Origin of the sequence: Microbacterium meiriae (genome assembly GCF_032364335.1) — a bacterium.
Classification (GTDB): Bacteria; Actinomycetota; Actinomycetes; order Actinomycetales; family Microbacteriaceae; genus Microbacterium; species Microbacterium meiriae.
In genome coordinates, this window is the sequence record NZ_CP133984.1 from 3,119,402 (window position 1) to 3,135,322 (window position 15,921).

The following is a 15,921-nucleotide window of genomic DNA, read 5'->3' on the forward strand; positions in this document are numbered from 1 at the left end:
CTCCGGCAATGATCATCGCCCACGACCTCGGCACGACCGGGAACAAGGCGTCCCTGCACCACGACGACGGCCGCCTGATCGCCGCGGTCACGGTGCCGTATCCGGCGCATTTCGCGGTCGGCGGCGTCGCCGAGCAGGACCCGGCCGACTGGTGGCACGCGGTCGTCACGGCGACCCGCGATCTGCTCGCGCGCACCGGTACCGCCGCCGCCGACGTCGCCGGGCTCGTGGTCAGCGGGCAGATGATGGGCGCCGTGCTGCTCGATGCCGACGGAGAGCCCGCGCGGCCGGCGATCATCTGGGCCGACACCCGCGCCGGCGCCCAGCAGCGCGAGCTCGAGGCGGCGGTCGGCGCCGCACGCGCCTACGGCATCCTCGGTCACCGCCTCAACCCCACCTATTCGATCGAGAAGGTCATGTGGGTCCGGGACAACGAACCCGAGGTGTGGGAGCGCGTGCGCCGGGTGTGCGTGGCCAAGGACTTCATCGTGCTGCGGCTGACCGGGCGGTTGGCCACCGACCGTTCGGACGCCTCCGGCACGAACGCGTACGACCAGGTCGCCGGCACGTGGTCCCCTGAGATCCTCTCCGCCGCGCGGCTCGATCCCGCCTTGTTCCCCGAGATCCTGGAGTCGACGCAGATCGCGGGCCCGCTCACGGCCGCCGCGGCCGAAGCGCTCGGGCTGCACACCGGCGTCCGCGTCGTCATGGGCGGCGGCGACGGACCGCTCGCCGCGGTCGGCTCCGGAATCGTGGCGCCCGAGGACGGCGCCTACGTGTGCCTCGGCACCTCGTCGTGGATCTCCTTCGCGGCGGACGCCCCGCTGCACGACGCCGCGATGCGGACCTTCACCTTCGACAACGTCGTCCCGGGCTCGTTCGTGCCGACCGCGACCATGCAGGCCGGCGGCGCCTCCGTGCAGTGGATCGCCGAAGCCCTCTCCGTCGACCCCGCGCACCCGGAGACGGGGCGCCTCGTCGCCGAGGCCGCGAGCGACGTCGACACCGACGACCTCTACTTCCTTCCCTACCTGCTCGGCGAGCGCTCCCCGCTGTGGGATCCCGACGCGCGCGGGGCCTTCGTCGGTCTCGCCCGCCACCACGGGCGCGCCCACCTCGTGCGCGCCGTGCTGGAGGGGACGGCGTTCAACCTCCTCACCTGCATCCAGGCGTTCCGCGAGGCCGGGGCGACGATCGACCGCATCGACGCGGTCGGCGGCGGGGCGCAGAGCGACGTCTACCTCGCCGTCCTCGCCGACGTCTGGGGAGTGCCGGTTCGTCGCCGCACCATCGTGGAGGAGGCGAACAGCCTCGGTGCCGCGGTCACGGGAGCCGTCGGTCTCGGCCTCACCGACTTCTCCGCCGCCCGAGCGCTCAGCGAGGTCACCGCCGAGTTCACGCCCGACCCCTCCCGGCATGCGGTCTACGCCGAGCGCCACGCGCGTTTCACCGACGCCTACACGGCCCTCGCGCCGTGGTTCGCCGGAAGGCCGCACTGATGGGCGTCATCCTCGTCACGAGCCGCTCCTTCTCGGACGGCGACCTCGACCTCGTCGGGCGCGCCGCGCAGGCCGGACACCGTATCCTCCGCGGACCCGCGCACCACGACCTCGACGAGCTGCGGATGCTGCTGCACGGCGCCGACGCCTGGATCGCCGGCACCGGACCGGTCACCGACGCGCACCTCGCCGCCGGCCCGAAGCTCAAGGTCGTGGCGCGCTACGGGGTCGGCGTCGAGGCGGTGGACCTCGCGGCGGCACGCGAGCGCGGCATCCCGGTCACGAACACCCCCGGCGCGAACGCCGACGCGGTGGCCGACCACGCGGTCGGCCTCATGCTCGCCGCCCTGCGCACCATCCCGGACGGCGACCGCCGCGTGCGGACCGGCGACTGGACCGTGCGCCGCGGCCGGGAGCTCGGCGCCGCGACGGTCGGCATCGTCGGCTTCGGGCGGATCGGCCAGGGGGTCGCGCGGCGACTGGGCGGGTTCGGTCCGCGGCTGCTCGCCTCCGACCCGTTCCTGCCCGCCGACCTCGTGCGGGACCGCGGCGCCGAACCCGTCACCCTCGACGACCTGTTCCGCACCGCCGATGTGATCACCCTGCACGCCCCCGGCGGGCAACAGCTCGTCGACGCGGACCGCCTCGCCGGGATGCGGCCGGGCACCGTGCTCGTCAACACCGCCCGCGGCGACCTCGTGGACGAGCAGGCCGTGGCCGACGCGCTCCGCGACGGCGTCCTCGCCGGGTACGCGGCGGACACCCTCGACGGCGACACGGCCGCGCACGACAGCCCCCTGCTCGACCCGGCGCTCGCCGACCGCGTCATCGTCACCCCGCACCTCGGTGCCCAGACCACCCAGGCCGTCGACAACATGGGCGCGCTGTCCCTCGACGACGTGATCGCGGTCCTCCGTGGCGCCGACCCCGCCCACCCCGTCCCCGTCCCCGCGTCCGCCCCCGAGGAGAACCGATGACCACCGCCGCGACGTCCGCCCCCGCCACCGCCGACTACATGGGCTTCGTGGGCGTCACCACCGCCTCGTCGTCGATCATGAAGGTGTTCCCGCTGTGGGCCGACATCCTCGGCCTCCCCACCCGGACCCTCGTCGGCCACGACCTGCCGATGGATGCCGACTCCGCGCAGTACCGCGCCATGGTCGAACAGATCCGCGACGACCCGCACCACCGCGGCGCGCTTGTCACCACGCACAAGATGAACGTGTACGCGGCGGCGTCCGATCTGTTCGACGAGCTCGATCCGTTCGCGGTGTCCTGCGCCGAGATCTCGAGCATCGCCAAGCGCGGCTCCACGCTGTCCGGCCGCGCGAAGGACCCGATCACGGTGGACCTGGCTCTGCGCGACTTCCTCCCCGCCGATCACTTCGCGCGCACCGGTGCCGAGGTTGTCATCCTCGGGGCCGGTGGTTCCGGCACTGCCCTGAGCTGGGCCCTCGCCGAGCGGGACGACGCCCCCGCGCTCATCACCGTCACCGCGCGCACCCAGGACAAGCTCGACCACCTCCGCGAGGTGCACCGCCAGCACGGCACTCCCGAGGGGCTGCTCCGCTACGTCGTCACCGAGACGCCGGAGGAGGCCGACGCTCTGGTCACGGCCGCCCCCGCGGGATCGGTCATCGCGAACGCCACCGGGCTCGGCAAGGACCGCCCCGGGTCGCCCCTGACCGACGCGGTCGTCTTCCCCCAGGGCGCGTACGCGTGGGAGTTCAACTACCGCGGCTCGCTGGAGTTCCTGCACCAGGCCGAGGCGCAGGAGGACGATCGCGCGCTGCACGTGGTCGACGGCTGGCGGTACTTCATCCACGGCTGGTCGCAGGTCGTGGCGGACGTGTTCGACCTCGACCTCACGCCCGAGACCGTCGAGCGCCTCGCGGAGGCTGCGGAGTCGGTGCGCTGATGCCCGCCGTGCGGACCGTCCTCGGCGACATCGACCCGTCGCAGCTCGGACGCGTGGACTACCACGAGCACCTGTTCCAGGTGTCGCCGCTGCTGGTCGAGGACGAGCTCGACGACGAGGCCGCGTCCGGCGAGGAGGCCGGTCTGCTGCGGGCGAGCGGCTTCGAGGCCATGGTCGACGCCACGCCGTTCGGCCTGGGCCGCGACCCCGCCGCCGTCGCCCGCATCAGCGCCGCGACCGGGCTGCATGTCGTCGCGACGACCGGTCGACACCGCGAGGCCCACTACGGCCCCGACCACCCGATGCAGGTGTGGGGCGCCGACCGCCTGGCCGCCCTGTTCGTGTCCGACCTCACGCGCGGGATGCCGGCGGATGACGCCGCGGTGTTCGAGACGCCAGACGTGCCCCTCGCCGCGGGCCCCGGAGGGGAGCCCGTGCGCGCCGGGATGCTGAAGGGCGGGGCCGACTACTGGCGCATCAGCCCGTTCGAGCGGACGACACTGGTCGCCGTCGCCCGGGCGCACCGGGAGACGGGAGCGCCCGTCATGGTGCATCTGGAGTTCGGCACCGCGGCCCACGAGGTCCTCGATCTCCTGGAGGCCGAGGGGGTGGCAGCGGATCGCGTCGTCCTGGCCCACGCCGACCGTGACCCCGACCCCGGTCTGCACGTCTCGCTCGCCGAGCGCGGTGCCCACCTCGGCTATGACGGCTTCGCCAGGCCGCGCACCCGGTCCGACGCGGAGCTGCTGGCGCTCACGGTCGCCGTGGTCGAGCGCGGGGCCGGCGACCGGATCCTGCTCGGGGGCGACGTCGCCCGTCGCACCCGGTACATCGCCTACGGCGGCATGCCGGGTCTCGCCTACCTCGGCGACCGCTACCTCCCGCGACTCCGCGAAGCCGTCGGCGATGACGCGGTGCACCGGATGCTCGTCACGACGCCGGCGCGCTTCCTGACCCTCCGCCCCTGACCACCCGAACCCGAGGAGTCGTCATGCCCGAACCCACCGTCCTCCACGCCGTCTTCACCGCGCAGCCCGGGGCCGCCGACCGCGTCGCGGCACTGCTGCGGGACTTCGCCGAGGTCGTCCGCGCCGAGGAGGGCAACATCGTCTTCGAGGCCCACCGCCTCGTCGACGACCCCGACCGCTTCTTCGTCTACGAGGTCTACCGCGACGAGGACGCCTTCCAGGCCCATCTCCACGCACCCGCCGGCGTCCCCTTCAACGCCGCGCTCCAGGAACTCATCGTCGAGCCCACCTCGATCCTCACGTTCCTCCGCCCCCTCTGACCCCCTCCCCTGACCCCTCTCCGTCTCCCCTCTCCGTCTCCCCTCACCGTCTCCCCTCTCCGTCTCCCTGTTTCACCTGCACGACCTCGCCACGCCCGCACGCCCATTCCGGCCCCCTCGTCGTGCCCCTGTCCTCCCGTCGTGCATCCGTCTTCGTCGTGCCCCGTCCCCCGTCTGACCGTCCCCGTGCGGCACGGCTCCGCTCGGCCCTCCGGTTTCACCTGCACACCCCTGTCACGACGGCACGACCGAACCGCCCCTCCGGTCACACATCGGTCCCCGCGTCGTGCATCCGCACCTTCGGTTGACCGTCCCACGGCCGAACGGCTCCACTCGGCCATCCGGTTTCACCTGCACGCCACCGCCACGACGGCACGACCCAACCGCCCACCCGGTCACACATCGGTCCCCGCGTCGTGCATCCGTCCCACCCTCGGTCCCATCCCCAGACCAGACCAGACCCCAGACCAGACCCTAGACCCCAGACCCCAGACCCCAGACCCATCCCAGACCCAGACCCAGACCCCAGACCCCAGACCCCAGACCGACCCGACCCGACCCCGGACCCTGTTCATCTGCACGACCCCGAGACGGGTGCACGAGGAAACCGGGGGTCCGATCGTGCATCCGCCCCGGGGTCGTGCAATCGGACCGCCGATCACCCACGGATCACGGACCACGGATCACGGACCACGGACCCGGAGCACCACTGAACACGACGAAGCCCCCCGCCCGAAGGCGAGGGGCTCCGTCGTGCGGGTCACTCGTAGAGGACCGCGGCGATCTTGTCGTCGTCGATGTTGTTCTTGTCGTACCAGTAGGAACCGGTGTCGTAGAACTCCTCGACGTCGTCGCCGTTGGCCGCGTCGTAGGCCGCCTGCACGACCTGGGCGCCGATGCCGATCGGGTCCTGCGTGATGGCGCCGGCCATCGTGCCGTCCTTGATGGCGTTGATCTGGGCTGCACCGGAGTCGAAGCCGACGATGGTGATCTTGCCCTTCTCCAGGCCGAGCTCGTTCACGGCGTTCACGACGCCGATGGCCGAGCCCTCGTTGGTGCCGTAGATGCCCTTGAGGTCGGGGTGCGCCGCGATGAGCGTCTTGGCGATGTCGGCCGACTTCAGGTGGTCGCCGTCACCGTACTGGATGTCGACGATCTCGATGTCGGGGTAGTCCGCCTCGATCTTCTCGACGAAGCCGTCGCGACGCTCGACACCCGTCGAGTTGATCTGCGAGTGACCGACGATGGCGACCTCGCCCTCGCCGCCGATCAGCTCGGCCATATGCTCGGCCGCCAGCGCGCCGGCGACCTTGCTGTCCGTCGCGGAGAGGCTGAGTCCGACGTCGCCGTTGCACGGGGCGTCGAAGTAGACGACGGGGATGTCCTTCGACTTCGCCTGCTCGAGCGGGGCGACGCACGCCTCGGGGTCGAGGGCGGCGTAGGCGATGGCGTCCGGGTTCTTGTCGATCGCGGCGGTCAGCATCTCGAGCTGCTGCGCGATCTCGGTCTCGGCGGCCGGGCCCTCGAAGGTGATCTTGACGCCCAGCTCCTGGGCCTTCTCCTCCGCACCCTTCTTGACGGCCTGCCAGAACTGGTGCTGGAAGCCCTTCGAGACCATGGCGATGTACATCTCGCCGTCGCTGCTGCCGGTGTCGCCGCCCGAGCCCTCTTCGATCACGTCGCCGCCGCCGGCACAGCCGGCGAACACGAGCGCGGATGCGGCCACGAGTGCCGCGAATGCGGTCTTCTTGCCGAATTTCATGGAAACTCCGTTGTTCTGTGTGGGTGCCGGCCAGGACCGGCGGGTGGACATTCGTGGTGCCTGTGCGGAGGGTTCCGCGGGATCCGGCCGGAGCCGGGGACGGCGGCGGGCACGGGTTTCGCCGCCGCCGTGTCTCAGGTGCGCTGGCGGTTGCGCAGCGAGTCGAGGAAGACGGCCAGCAGGACGACGACGCCGACGACGATGTTCTGCCACTCCGGCTGGATCGACATGATCCGGAGGCCGTTGACGAGGACGCTCATGATGAGCGCACCGATCACGGTGCCGAGGATCGAGCCGCGGCCGCCGAGCAGCGAGGTGCCGCCGATGATCACGGCCGCGATGGCCTGCAGCTCGTAGCCCGTGCCGATCTGCGGCTGGGCCGAGTCGAGGCGGGCGGCGATCACGATGCCGGCGATGCCGGTGAAGGCGCCGGCGAACATGTAGATGAGGATCGTCCAGCGGCGCGTGTTGACGCCGGAGAGGCGCGTGGCCTCCTCGTTCGATCCGATCGCGAACGTGTACCGCCCGAGGAGCGTCTTCGACAGCACGAGCCAGGCGACGATCGCGAGGGCCGCGGTGATGAGCACCGCGTTCGGGATGCCGGGGATGAGCACGCCGAGCGCGATCTTCTTGAAGTCGGGAGCCGAGGTGGAGAAGTAGATCGGCGCGACGTTCGAGATGACGAGGGCGAGGCCGCCGGCGATCATCATCATGGCCAGCGTCGCGATGAACGGAGGCAGCCGCAGGAACGTGATGTTCACGCCGTTGACCAGACCCATGAGCACACCGGTCGCGATGCCGCCGAGCACGCCCACCCACACCGGCAGGCCCAGGTTGGTGATGAGCACACCCGTCATCACGGCGCAGAGCGCCATGCCGGTGCCGATCGACAGATCGATGCCGCCGGTGATGATGACGAACGTCGTGCCGAGGGCGAGGATGCCGATGACCGCGGTGGACAGCAGCACCGTGGCGATGTTGCTGAAGGTGAAGAAGTTCGGGCTGGCGATCGAGAAGAAGATCACCAGGACGATCAGGGTGCCGAACGCGAGCGACTGCTGGAACTGCCGCTTGAGGAACCCGGCGACGTCGCGCTTGTCGGTGTCCTCGTTGACGGCCGTCTGGATGATCGTCGTCGTCGACGATCCGGACTGCTGTGGGGTGCTCATCAGTCTTCCTCCCCGTGGGCTGCGAGTTGCATGATCTTCTCCTGGCTGGCTTCCTCGTTGCGGAGCGTCCCGGTGATGCGGCCGTTCGCGAACACGGCGATGCGGTTCGCGACCCGGAGGATCTCGGGGAGCTCCGACGAGATGACGATGATGGACTTGCCCGCGTCGGCGAGCTGCTGCATGAGGCGGTAGATCTCCTCCTTCGCGCCGACGTCGATGCCTCGCGTCGGCTCGTCGAAGATGAGGATGTCGCAGTCGCGCATCAGCCACCGGGCGATGACGACCTTCTGCTGGTTCCCTCCGGAGAGGAGCTTGACGACCTGGTTGACCGAGGGGGTCTTCACCCGCAGCTGCTGGACGTATTCCTTGGTGCGGTTCTTCGCCTTGCTGTCGCCCATCCAGCCGATGCCATTCGCGTAGGAGCCGAGGGACGCGAGCACGGTGTTGAAGGTCACGTCCTGCTCGAGCATGAGGCCGAGCAGCTTGCGATCCTCGGAGAGGTAGCCGACGCCGTGCTTGACCGCGTCCGCGGGCTGCGCGATGCGGACGGTGCGCCCGCCGATCGTGATCGTGCCGCCGTCACGGTGGTCGGCGCCGATGACGGCACGGGCGGTCTCGGTGCGGCCGGCGCCCATGAGGCCGGCGAATCCGAGGATCTCGCCCTTGTGCAGCTGGAACGACACGTCCTTGAGGAGCTTCCGCGTGGAGAGCCCCTGCACGTCGAGCACGATGGGGTCGTTGAGATGCTCCCGCGCCTGCGGCCGCGTGCCCTCGTCGATCACGCGGCCGACCATCATCTCGATGATCGTCGGAATCGTGATCTCGGACTTGTCGAGTGATCCGATGTATGTGCCGTCGCGGAGCACGGTCACGCGGTCGGCGAGGCGGCGCAGCTCGTCCATGCGGTGCGAGATGTAGACGATGCCGGTGCCGCGCGCCTTGAGCTGCTCGATGAGGACGAAGAGGGTCTCGACCTCGCTGTCGGTGAGGGCCGACGTCGGCTCGTCCATGATGAGGACCTTGGCGTTGAAGGACAGCGCCTTGGCGATCTCGACCATCTGCTGCTCGGCCACCGTCAACTCTCCCACGCGCTGGCGGGGGTCGAGGTGGATGTCCAAACGCTGCAGCAGCTCGGCCGTCTGCCGGTTGAGCTTCCGCTCCGACAGGAACGGGCCCGTCGTGGGCTCGCGGCCGACGTAGATGTTCTGCGCGACCGTGAGGTCGGGCATCAGGTTGAGCTCCTGGTGGATGATCGTGATCCCCAGCTCCTGCGCCTGCAGCGGGCTGGTGAGCTCGACCTCCTGTCCCTCGAACGTGATCGTGCCCTCGTCCTTGGTGTAGATCCCGGAGAGGATCTTCATCAGGGTGGACTTGCCGGCACCGTTCTCACCCACGAGGACGAGCACCTCGCCGGCGCGCACCTCGAGATGCACGTCCTTCAGCGCCTGGACACCGGGGAATCCCTTGCTGATCCCCTCGACCCTCAGGATGGGTCCACTCATGCGCTCACCTGCTTCCTTGAAGGTTCTGTCGCGATTTCGGCGGACCGTTCCGCCGTAAACATCGGATCAATTCTGCGTCCTGCACCCGGGCCAGTGCAAGTTGTATCTAAATGTATCTAACGATCGGCGGCGGGGGAAGACCTGTAATAACATCTTGATCTCGAAGCGCCCGCGGGTCTCAGTGGAGGCGGATGGAGTCGACCGCCACGAGCTTGTCGCGGATGTAGGCGTTCGCGTGCGCCCCGAGTTCGTCGTTGTCCGTCCAGAGGTTGCGCCAGATGCCGAGCATGCGGCTGAGGTCAGGCGCGACCACGGCCGAGGAGAACGACTCGAACACGATGGGGCCGTCGTAGCCGATGCGTCCGAGCGCCTTGAAGAACGTGTCGAAGTCGACCGTCCCGGTGCCGAGATAGCCGCGGTGGCTCTCGCCGATGTGCACGTACCGCAGGGCCGGGGCCGCATCGAGCACCGGCGCGAACATATCCGACTCCTCGATGTTCATGTGGTACGTGTCCAGGTGGATGCCGAGGTTCGGACGGTCGACCTCAGCGAGGTACGCCAGCGCCTGCCGCGCGGTGTTCAGCACGTTGGTCTCGTAGCGGTTGACGACCTCGAGGGAGACGGAGACTCCCCGGTCGGCGGCGTGGTCCGCCACTCGGGCGATCGTCCGACGGCTCGAGGCGAGACCCTCGGGCGTGACCGGATCCATGTACTTCTTCATCGCGCTGTAGATCACGCCGCAGAAGTGCGTGCCCCCGAGCTCGGCGAGCACGTCGACCGCGCGGAGCAGGAGCGCCTCGCCCGCGGCCACCACGGCGGGGTCACCGCTGGTGATGTCGGTCTCGTCGGAGAGCCCGAGCGAGGCGCTGACCGCGAGTCCATGCTCCGCGAGGGCGGCCTTCGCGGCGGCGACGTCGAACGAGAACGGATCCATCAGCGGGAACTCGATGAGGTCGAAGCCCGCCTGCTTCGTCTTCTCGACCGCGAGCCGGATGCCGTCCGCGTCGAAGGTCCCCGTCCAGACGAGTCCGTGGCAGCCGATGTTCATGAGCGCTCCTCCGGCGGGTGTCCGGCACCGTCGCCGCGCGGACTTGGCACGTTACAAGTCCGGTGTGCGAGTCACGCTACGTCGCCGTCGACCGGGGTGTCAAGAACTTTCTTGGCACGTTACAAGTCCTCCGCTAGCCTGGGCGTCATCCGGCCGCACACCGACGGCCCCACCGCCGAAGGAGACCCATGTCCGCGAGCGTGAAGGACGTCGCGGCTCTCGCGGGGGTCTCGGCATCGACCGTGTCGAACTACCTCAATCACCCGCACGTCCTCGGCGCCGCCAGCCGCGAGCGGGTGCGCGCCGCGATCGCCGAGCTCGGCTTCGTGCCGAACGAGTCGGCCCGCCAGCTCCGCGCGGGATCGAGCAAGGCCCTCGCCCTCATCCTCCTCGACGCCTGGCTGCCGTACTTCAACGACCTCTCCCGCGGCGTCGACGACGTGGCCCGCGAGGGCGGCTGGTCGCTCTTCTTCAGCGACAGCGCCCGCGACGTCGCCCGCGAGGAGCAGAACATCGACATGTTCGAGGCCCACCGGGTGCAGGGCATCATCATCTATCCGCGCGGAGATGTCGTGCCGCGGCTGGAGCAGCTCGCGACGCGCGGGATCCGCTCGGTGGTCGTCGGCCCCATCCGGGATTCGCCCTCCGTGGCCGCGGTCACCTTCGACGACCGCGGCGGAGGACGGCTGGCCGGCGAGCACTTGCTGTCCCTCGGCCGCCGCCGCATCCTCTTCCTCGGAGCCCCGACGGTCAGCCAATCGAATGACCGCCTCGCCGGCCTGCGCGATGCGGTGGCGGGCACGGACGTCCGCGTCTCCGTCCTCGACGTCGAGCATCTGGCGACCGAGGACGGCCTCCGCGCCGGGGCAGGCCTCGTCGAGCTCCCGGCGGAAGAGCGCCCGGACGCGGTCTTCGCCGCGAACGACGGCGTGGCCCTCGGTGTGCTCACGCCGCTGCTCCGCCACGGCATCCGCGTGCCGGAGGAGATCGCGCTCGTCGGGTTCGACGACATCGCCGCCGCGCACCAGGGCGTGGTGCCGCTGACGAGCGTGCGGCAGCCCGGCTACGAGATCGGCCGCGCCGCCGGGGCCGCGCTGCTGCAACTCCTCGCCGATCCGACCGCTCCCCCGCCGGCGCCGACGCCGTTCCCGGCCGAGCTCATCGTGCGGGAGTCCACCGTCGGGCGGTGAACCCGGCGTTCACAACTCAGGAGAAGAGCGCGGCTCCGCGTCGGAACGGCCCGTCCAGCCGCTTTCGCCGACGCAGCTCCTGAGTTGTGAACGGAGTCAGGCCGAGGGGTGGCCGACCACGCCCTTCCGGAGCAGTGCGTTGCCGTACTTGCGCGTCTCCCCCGTGCGCACCATGAGGTACGCCTCCTTCGCGACCTCGTAGTACGCGAAGCGCTCGACGAAGCGCGTGGTGTCGAGCTCCGCACCCGCCGCGGCCATGAGCTCGCGTTGCACATCCAGCACCTCGCCGTCGGCCGAGGTCATCAGGTCGATGCCGGGCGCGTCGTCGAGTGGCAGCACGCTGCGGATCGCGGCCACGACCTCCGGCGTCGTGGTCCCGGGAAGTTCGACCACCCGTGCGCCCAGTCCCCACGCCGGGAAGTGCGCGTCGGCGACGACCACGGCATCGGAGTGCCCCATCCGGTCGAGATGCAGCAGCAGCTCCCCGGTCAGCAGCGGGTGGATTCCTTCGAGCACGGCGGCTCCTCTCGATCGGGGGGTCAGGACGCGGGGATCAGGCCCTCGGCGGCGAGGTTCTCCCACAGCGCGGAGGGGATCTGCAGCGAAGCGTACTCGGCGTTCTGCCGGAGCTGCGCCGGACGGCTGCCCCCGACGACCACCGAGCGCACCGCGTCAGACTGCAGCGGGAACCGGATCGCCGCGGCCGGCAGGGGCACGTCGTGATCGGCGCACACCGCGGCGATGCGCACGAGGCGGTCCCACAGCTCGTCGGGGAGCTGCCCGTACTCGTAGCGGCCGTCCCGTCGCGGCTCGTTCGAGGCGAGCAGCCCGGAGTTGAACACGGACGCCGCGACGATCCCGGTCCCGGTCTCGCGGCACGCGGGCAGCACGTCGATCGCGGCGGGCTGCTCCAGCAGCGTGTACCGACCGGCCACCATCACGAGGTCGAGGTCGGCCGAACGCACCGATGCCGCGAGGGCGTCCGACACCATCGAGCCGATGCCGATCGCGGTCACCTCACCGTCGGCGCGCAACTGCTCCAGGGCGGGAAGGGCCTCGGCGAGCGCGAGGTCGAGGTCGTGCCGCTCCGGGTCGTGCAGGTAGAGGAGGTCGATGCGCTCGATGCCCAGGCGCTCGCGCGACTCCTCCAGGCTCGTCCGGATGCCGTCCGCCGAGAAGTCCCACACGCGCTGGAGGTCGTCCGGCACGTGGAAGTCGTTCGCGGTGTCGAGGCCGCCGGCGTGGTCGGGGTTCGGGCGCAGCAGACGGCCGACCTTGGTCGAGAGCACGTACTCGTCGCGCGGCTTGGTCTGCAGGAAGGCTCCGAGTCGGCGCTCGGACAGCCCGAGGCCGTAGTGCGGAGCGGTGTCGTAGAAGCGGATGCCGCTCTCCCACGCCGCGTCGAGCACCGCCCACGCGTCGTCGTCGGACAGCTCACGGAAGAGGTTGCCGACGTTCGCGGCACCGTAGCCGAGGGTCGGGACGGTCAGGCGCTCAGGCGTGGACATGCGCACCCGTCCAGGTGTACTCCGCGATGCTGTCGGCCTTCATCTCCATGCCCGTACCCGGCGCGGTCGGAGCCATGTAGGAGCCGCCCTGGATGTCGGTCGGCACGACGAAGTGCTCGTGCAGGTGGTCGACGAACTCGATCAGGCGGCCTTCGCGAGTGCCGGAGACGGCGACGAAGTCGAACATCGACAGGTGCTGCACGGCCTCGCACAGCCCCACGCCGCCGGCATGCGGACACACCGGCACGTCGAACTTCGCCGCGAGCAGCAGGTTGGCGATGTTCTCGTTCACTCCCGCGACGCGGACGGCGTCGATCTGCATGACCGAGATCGCGTCGGCCTGCAGGAGCTGCTTGAAGATCATCCGGTTCTGCGTGTGCTCACCGGTGGCGACACGGATGGGCGCGACGCCGCGGGCGATCTCCGCGTGCCCGAGGATGTCGTCGGGGCTGGTGGGCTCCTCGATCCATGCGGGGTGGAACTCGGCGAGCGCGTTCACCCACTCGATCGCCTCGGAGACCTCCCAGCGCTGGTTCGCGTCGATCGCGATGGGGAAGTCCGGGCCGCACACTTCCCGAGCCTTCCGGAAGCGGCGGATGTCGTCGTCGAGGTCGGCGCCGACCTTGAGCTTGATCTGCGTGAATCCGTCGGCCATGGCCTCGCGGGCGAGGCGCTCGAGCTTCTCGTCGGAGTAGCCGAGCCAGCCGGGGCTGGTCGTGTAGCCCGGGTAGCCGGTGGCGAGGAGCTGCTGCTCGCGCTCGGCCCGGCCGGGCTCCGCCGTGCGCAGGATCTCCAGCGCCTCCTCGCGGGTGAGGGCGTTGGTGAGGTAGCGGAAGTCGACGAGGTCGACGAGCTCCTCCGGGGTCATCCGGGCGAGGAGCTGCCAGAGCGGCAGGCCCGCGCGCTTGGCCTTGATGTCCCACAGCGCGTTGATGACCGCGCCGATGGCCATGTGCATGACGCCCTTCTCCGGGCCGAGCCAGCGGAGCTGCGAGTCGCCGATGATCTCGCGGAACGTGCCGCCCATGTCATCGAGCAGCGGTTCGATCTCCCGCCCGACGAGGTGTCCGGCGAGCGCGTCGATGGCCGCGACCTGCACGTCGTTGCCGCGGCCGATCGTGAAGACGAAGGCGTGCCCCTCGATGCCGTCGGCGGCGTCCGTGCGGACGATGACGTACGCGGCGGAGTAGTCGGGGTCCGGGTTCATCGCGTCGGAGCCGTCGAGGCTCAGCGACGTGGGGAAGCGGATGTCGGTGGTGTCGAGGGCGACGATACGGCTCACGGGGTTCCTCTCCATGCGCGGGTCGTTCTTCCGCGCGGATCTCTTGGAGTGTAAACATCCGATGTCTATACTGTCAACGAGACCGGCCGCTGAGCAGCGGCCTCCCGAACGATCAGGAGAATCATGAAGTTCGCGCGGCTCGGCACCCCGGGGGCGGAGATCCCCGTCCTCCTGGAGGGTGACCGCTACCTCGACCTCCGCCCGGTGACATCCGATGTCAACGGCGACTTCCTTGCGGGAGACTTCGTCGCCCGCGTCGCCGCCGCCCGCGACGCCGGGGAGCTCCCCGAGCTGCCGGACGCCGCGACGATGCGCATCGGCGCCCCGATCGCCCGCCCGAGCGCGGTGATCTGCATCGGGATGAACTACGCCGCGCACGCCGCGGAGTCGGGGACGGAGCCGCCGACCATCCCCATCATCTTCCTCAAGACGCCCAACACGGTCGTCGGCCCCAACGACGCGGTGACGATCCCGCGCGGGAGCGAGAAGACCGACTGGGAGGTCGAGCTCGGCATCGTCATCGGCGCCCGCACCGCCTACCTCGACTCCCCGGAGGAGTCGATGGCGCACGTGGCCGGCTTCGTCGCCGCGAACGACGTGTCGGAACGGGACTTCCAGATGGCGGTGTCCGGCGGGCAGTGGTCGAAGGGCAAGATCGCCTTCGGCTTCAATCCCACGGGTCCCTGGCTGGTCACCCCGGACGAGGTGGACCATCAGGCGCTCGGCCTCCGCAGCTTCGTGAACGGCGAGCCGCGGCAGGACTCGAACACGAGCGACATGATCTTCACGGTCGAGCAGATCGTGCACCACTTGTCGCAGTACGTGACGCTCGAGCCCGGTGACCTGATCCTCACCGGCACCCCGCAGGGCGTGGCCCTGTCCGGCACGTACCCCTACCTGGCCGCGGGCGACGTGGTGGAGATCGAGATCGACGGCCTCGGACGCCAGCGCCAGGACTTCATCGCATGGGAGGCAGAGAAGTGACCCTTCGAACTCAGGGAACCGACGCGGAAGGCCTCGTGGCCATCGTCACCGGAGGAGCCTCCGGCATCGGCGCGGCGATCGCCGACCGTCTGCACGAGGACGGCGTCATCGTCGCGGTCCTCGATCGTGACACCACGCACGCCGACGAGCGGTTCGCCGCGTTCACCGCCGACGTCTCCGACCGCGCGAGCGTGGACGCCGCCGTCGCCGCCGTCGCCGAGCGCTTCGGCCGCATCGACATCGTCGTCAACAACGCCGGCGTCGGCGCACAGGGCGACATCGCCGCGAACGACGACGACGAGTGGGCCCGCGTCCTCTCCATCAACGTCACGGGCATCGCTCGGGTGACCTCGGCGGCGCTCCCCTGGTTGCGGACGTCCCCCGCCGCCGCCGTATGCAACACGGCCTCGATCGCCTCGACCACCGGACTCCCGCAGCGGGCGCTGTACTCCGCGTCGAAGGGGGCCGTGTCGGCGCTGACTCGCGCGATGGCCGCCGATCATCTGCGCGAGGGCATCCGCGTCAATGCGGTCAACCCCGGCACGGCGGACACGCCGTGGGTCGGACGACTGCTCGACTCCGCGGCCGACCCCGCCGCCGAGCGGGCCGCGTTGGAGGCACGACAGCCCCACGGACGACTCGTGAGCCCCGACGAGGTCGCCGCCGCGGTGGCCTACCTCGTGAGTCCCGCCGCGGGCTCCACTACGGGCACCTTCATCGAGGTCGACGGGGGGATGGCGCAGCTCCGCCTCCGCCCCGAGTGACTCGCTC

At 70.3% G+C, this 15,921-nt stretch carries 15 protein-coding genes; 8 read left to right on the top strand and 7 right to left on the bottom strand.

What is annotated here, in order from left to right; genetic code table 11:
* The first annotated feature begins 8 nt into the window (after positions 1 to 8).
* From xylB to RI211_RS15260, 5 genes are read left to right on the top strand one after another with little or no spacing between them, the layout of a single operon-like run.
* Positions 9 to 1,499 (top strand): xylulokinase, encoded by a 1,491-nt coding sequence (gene xylB, locus RI211_RS15240; protein WP_315636350.1) that lies wholly within the window; start codon positions 9 to 11, stop codon positions 1,497 to 1,499.
* The gene (locus tag RI211_RS15245; RefSeq protein WP_315636352.1) at positions 1,499 to 2,476 is read left to right on the top strand and encodes a phosphoglycerate dehydrogenase; all 978 of its coding nucleotides are present in this window, start codon (positions 1,499 to 1,501) and stop codon (positions 2,474 to 2,476) included. The genes xylB and RI211_RS15245 overlap by 1 nt, the downstream gene beginning before the upstream one ends.
* Positions 2,473 to 3,417, top strand: coding sequence for a shikimate dehydrogenase family protein (locus RI211_RS15250; protein ID WP_315636354.1), 945 nt, complete (start codon positions 2,473 to 2,475; stop codon positions 3,415 to 3,417). The genes RI211_RS15245 and RI211_RS15250 overlap by 4 nt, the downstream gene beginning before the upstream one ends.
* Positions 3,417 to 4,385, top strand: coding sequence for a phosphotriesterase family protein (locus RI211_RS15255; protein WP_315636356.1), 969 nt, complete (start codon positions 3,417 to 3,419; stop codon positions 4,383 to 4,385). The genes RI211_RS15250 and RI211_RS15255 overlap by 1 nt, the downstream gene beginning before the upstream one ends.
* A 23-nt stretch (positions 4,386 to 4,408) precedes the next feature.
* Positions 4,409 to 4,705 carry a putative quinol monooxygenase gene (locus RI211_RS15260; RefSeq protein ID WP_126894150.1) on the top strand — a complete coding sequence of 99 codons (297 nt, stop codon included), beginning with the start codon at positions 4,409 to 4,411 and terminating at the stop codon, positions 4,703 to 4,705.
* A 760-nt stretch (positions 4,706 to 5,465) separates the two neighbouring features.
* Here the strand turns inward: RI211_RS15260 and RI211_RS15265 are convergent.
* The 4 genes from RI211_RS15265 to RI211_RS15280 form a co-directional block, all read right to left on the bottom strand.
* Positions 5,466 to 6,467: an ABC transporter substrate-binding protein gene (locus tag RI211_RS15265; RefSeq protein WP_071329175.1), complete on the bottom strand. Its 1,002-nt coding sequence runs from the start codon at positions 6,465 to 6,467 to the stop codon at positions 5,466 to 5,468.
* 134 nt (positions 6,468 to 6,601) lie between these two features.
* A complete protein-coding gene (locus RI211_RS15270; RefSeq protein ID WP_025105378.1) occupies positions 6,602 to 7,636 on the bottom strand; it encodes an ABC transporter permease in 1,035 nt (344 codons plus the stop codon).
* On the bottom strand, positions 7,636 to 9,138 hold the full coding sequence (locus tag RI211_RS15275; protein WP_025105377.1) for a sugar ABC transporter ATP-binding protein: 1,503 nt from the start codon (positions 9,136 to 9,138) through the stop codon (positions 7,636 to 7,638). The genes RI211_RS15270 and RI211_RS15275 overlap by 1 nt, the downstream gene beginning before the upstream one ends.
* 178 nt (positions 9,139 to 9,316) lie before the next feature.
* Positions 9,317 to 10,186, bottom strand: coding sequence for a sugar phosphate isomerase/epimerase family protein (locus RI211_RS15280; RefSeq protein WP_315636362.1), 870 nt, complete (start codon positions 10,184 to 10,186; stop codon positions 9,317 to 9,319).
* Between the two features lie 188 nt (positions 10,187 to 10,374).
* Here RI211_RS15280 and RI211_RS15285 point away from each other — a divergent pair, with 188 nt between their 5' ends.
* The gene (locus tag RI211_RS15285) at positions 10,375 to 11,376 is read left to right on the top strand and encodes a LacI family DNA-binding transcriptional regulator (protein WP_315636364.1); all 1,002 of its coding nucleotides are present in this window, start codon (positions 10,375 to 10,377) and stop codon (positions 11,374 to 11,376) included.
* 96 nt (positions 11,377 to 11,472) lie between these two features.
* Here the strand turns inward: RI211_RS15285 and RI211_RS15290 are convergent, their stop codons facing one another.
* Genes RI211_RS15290 through RI211_RS15300 form a run of 3 tightly spaced genes read right to left on the bottom strand, consistent with a single transcriptional unit; the run spans position 11,473 to position 14,166 of the window.
* Positions 11,473 to 11,892, bottom strand: coding sequence for an RbsD/FucU family protein (locus RI211_RS15290; protein ID WP_315636366.1), 420 nt, complete (start codon positions 11,890 to 11,892; stop codon positions 11,473 to 11,475).
* Between the two features lie 23 nt (positions 11,893 to 11,915).
* Entirely contained in the window at positions 11,916 to 12,884 is a 969-nt protein-coding gene (locus RI211_RS15295; protein WP_315636368.1) for an aldo/keto reductase, read from the bottom strand.
* The gene (locus tag RI211_RS15300) at positions 12,871 to 14,166 is read right to left on the bottom strand and encodes an L-fuconate dehydratase (RefSeq protein ID WP_315636369.1); all 1,296 of its coding nucleotides are present in this window, start codon (positions 14,164 to 14,166) and stop codon (positions 12,871 to 12,873) included. Before RI211_RS15300 ends, RI211_RS15295 begins: the two co-directional genes overlap by 14 nt.
* Before the next feature lie 123 nt (positions 14,167 to 14,289).
* On the opposite strand from RI211_RS15300, the gene RI211_RS15305 reads away from it, so the two are divergent.
* Both RI211_RS15305 and RI211_RS15310 read left to right on the top strand, forming a co-directional pair.
* Positions 14,290 to 15,150, top strand: coding sequence for a fumarylacetoacetate hydrolase family protein (locus RI211_RS15305; RefSeq protein WP_315636371.1), 861 nt, complete (start codon positions 14,290 to 14,292; stop codon positions 15,148 to 15,150).
* Positions 15,132 to 15,914: an SDR family NAD(P)-dependent oxidoreductase gene (locus tag RI211_RS15310; RefSeq protein WP_259954354.1), complete on the top strand. Its 783-nt coding sequence runs from the start codon at positions 15,132 to 15,134 to the stop codon at positions 15,912 to 15,914. The genes RI211_RS15305 and RI211_RS15310 overlap by 19 nt, the downstream gene beginning before the upstream one ends.
* Positions 15,915 to 15,921 lie beyond the last annotated feature (7 nt).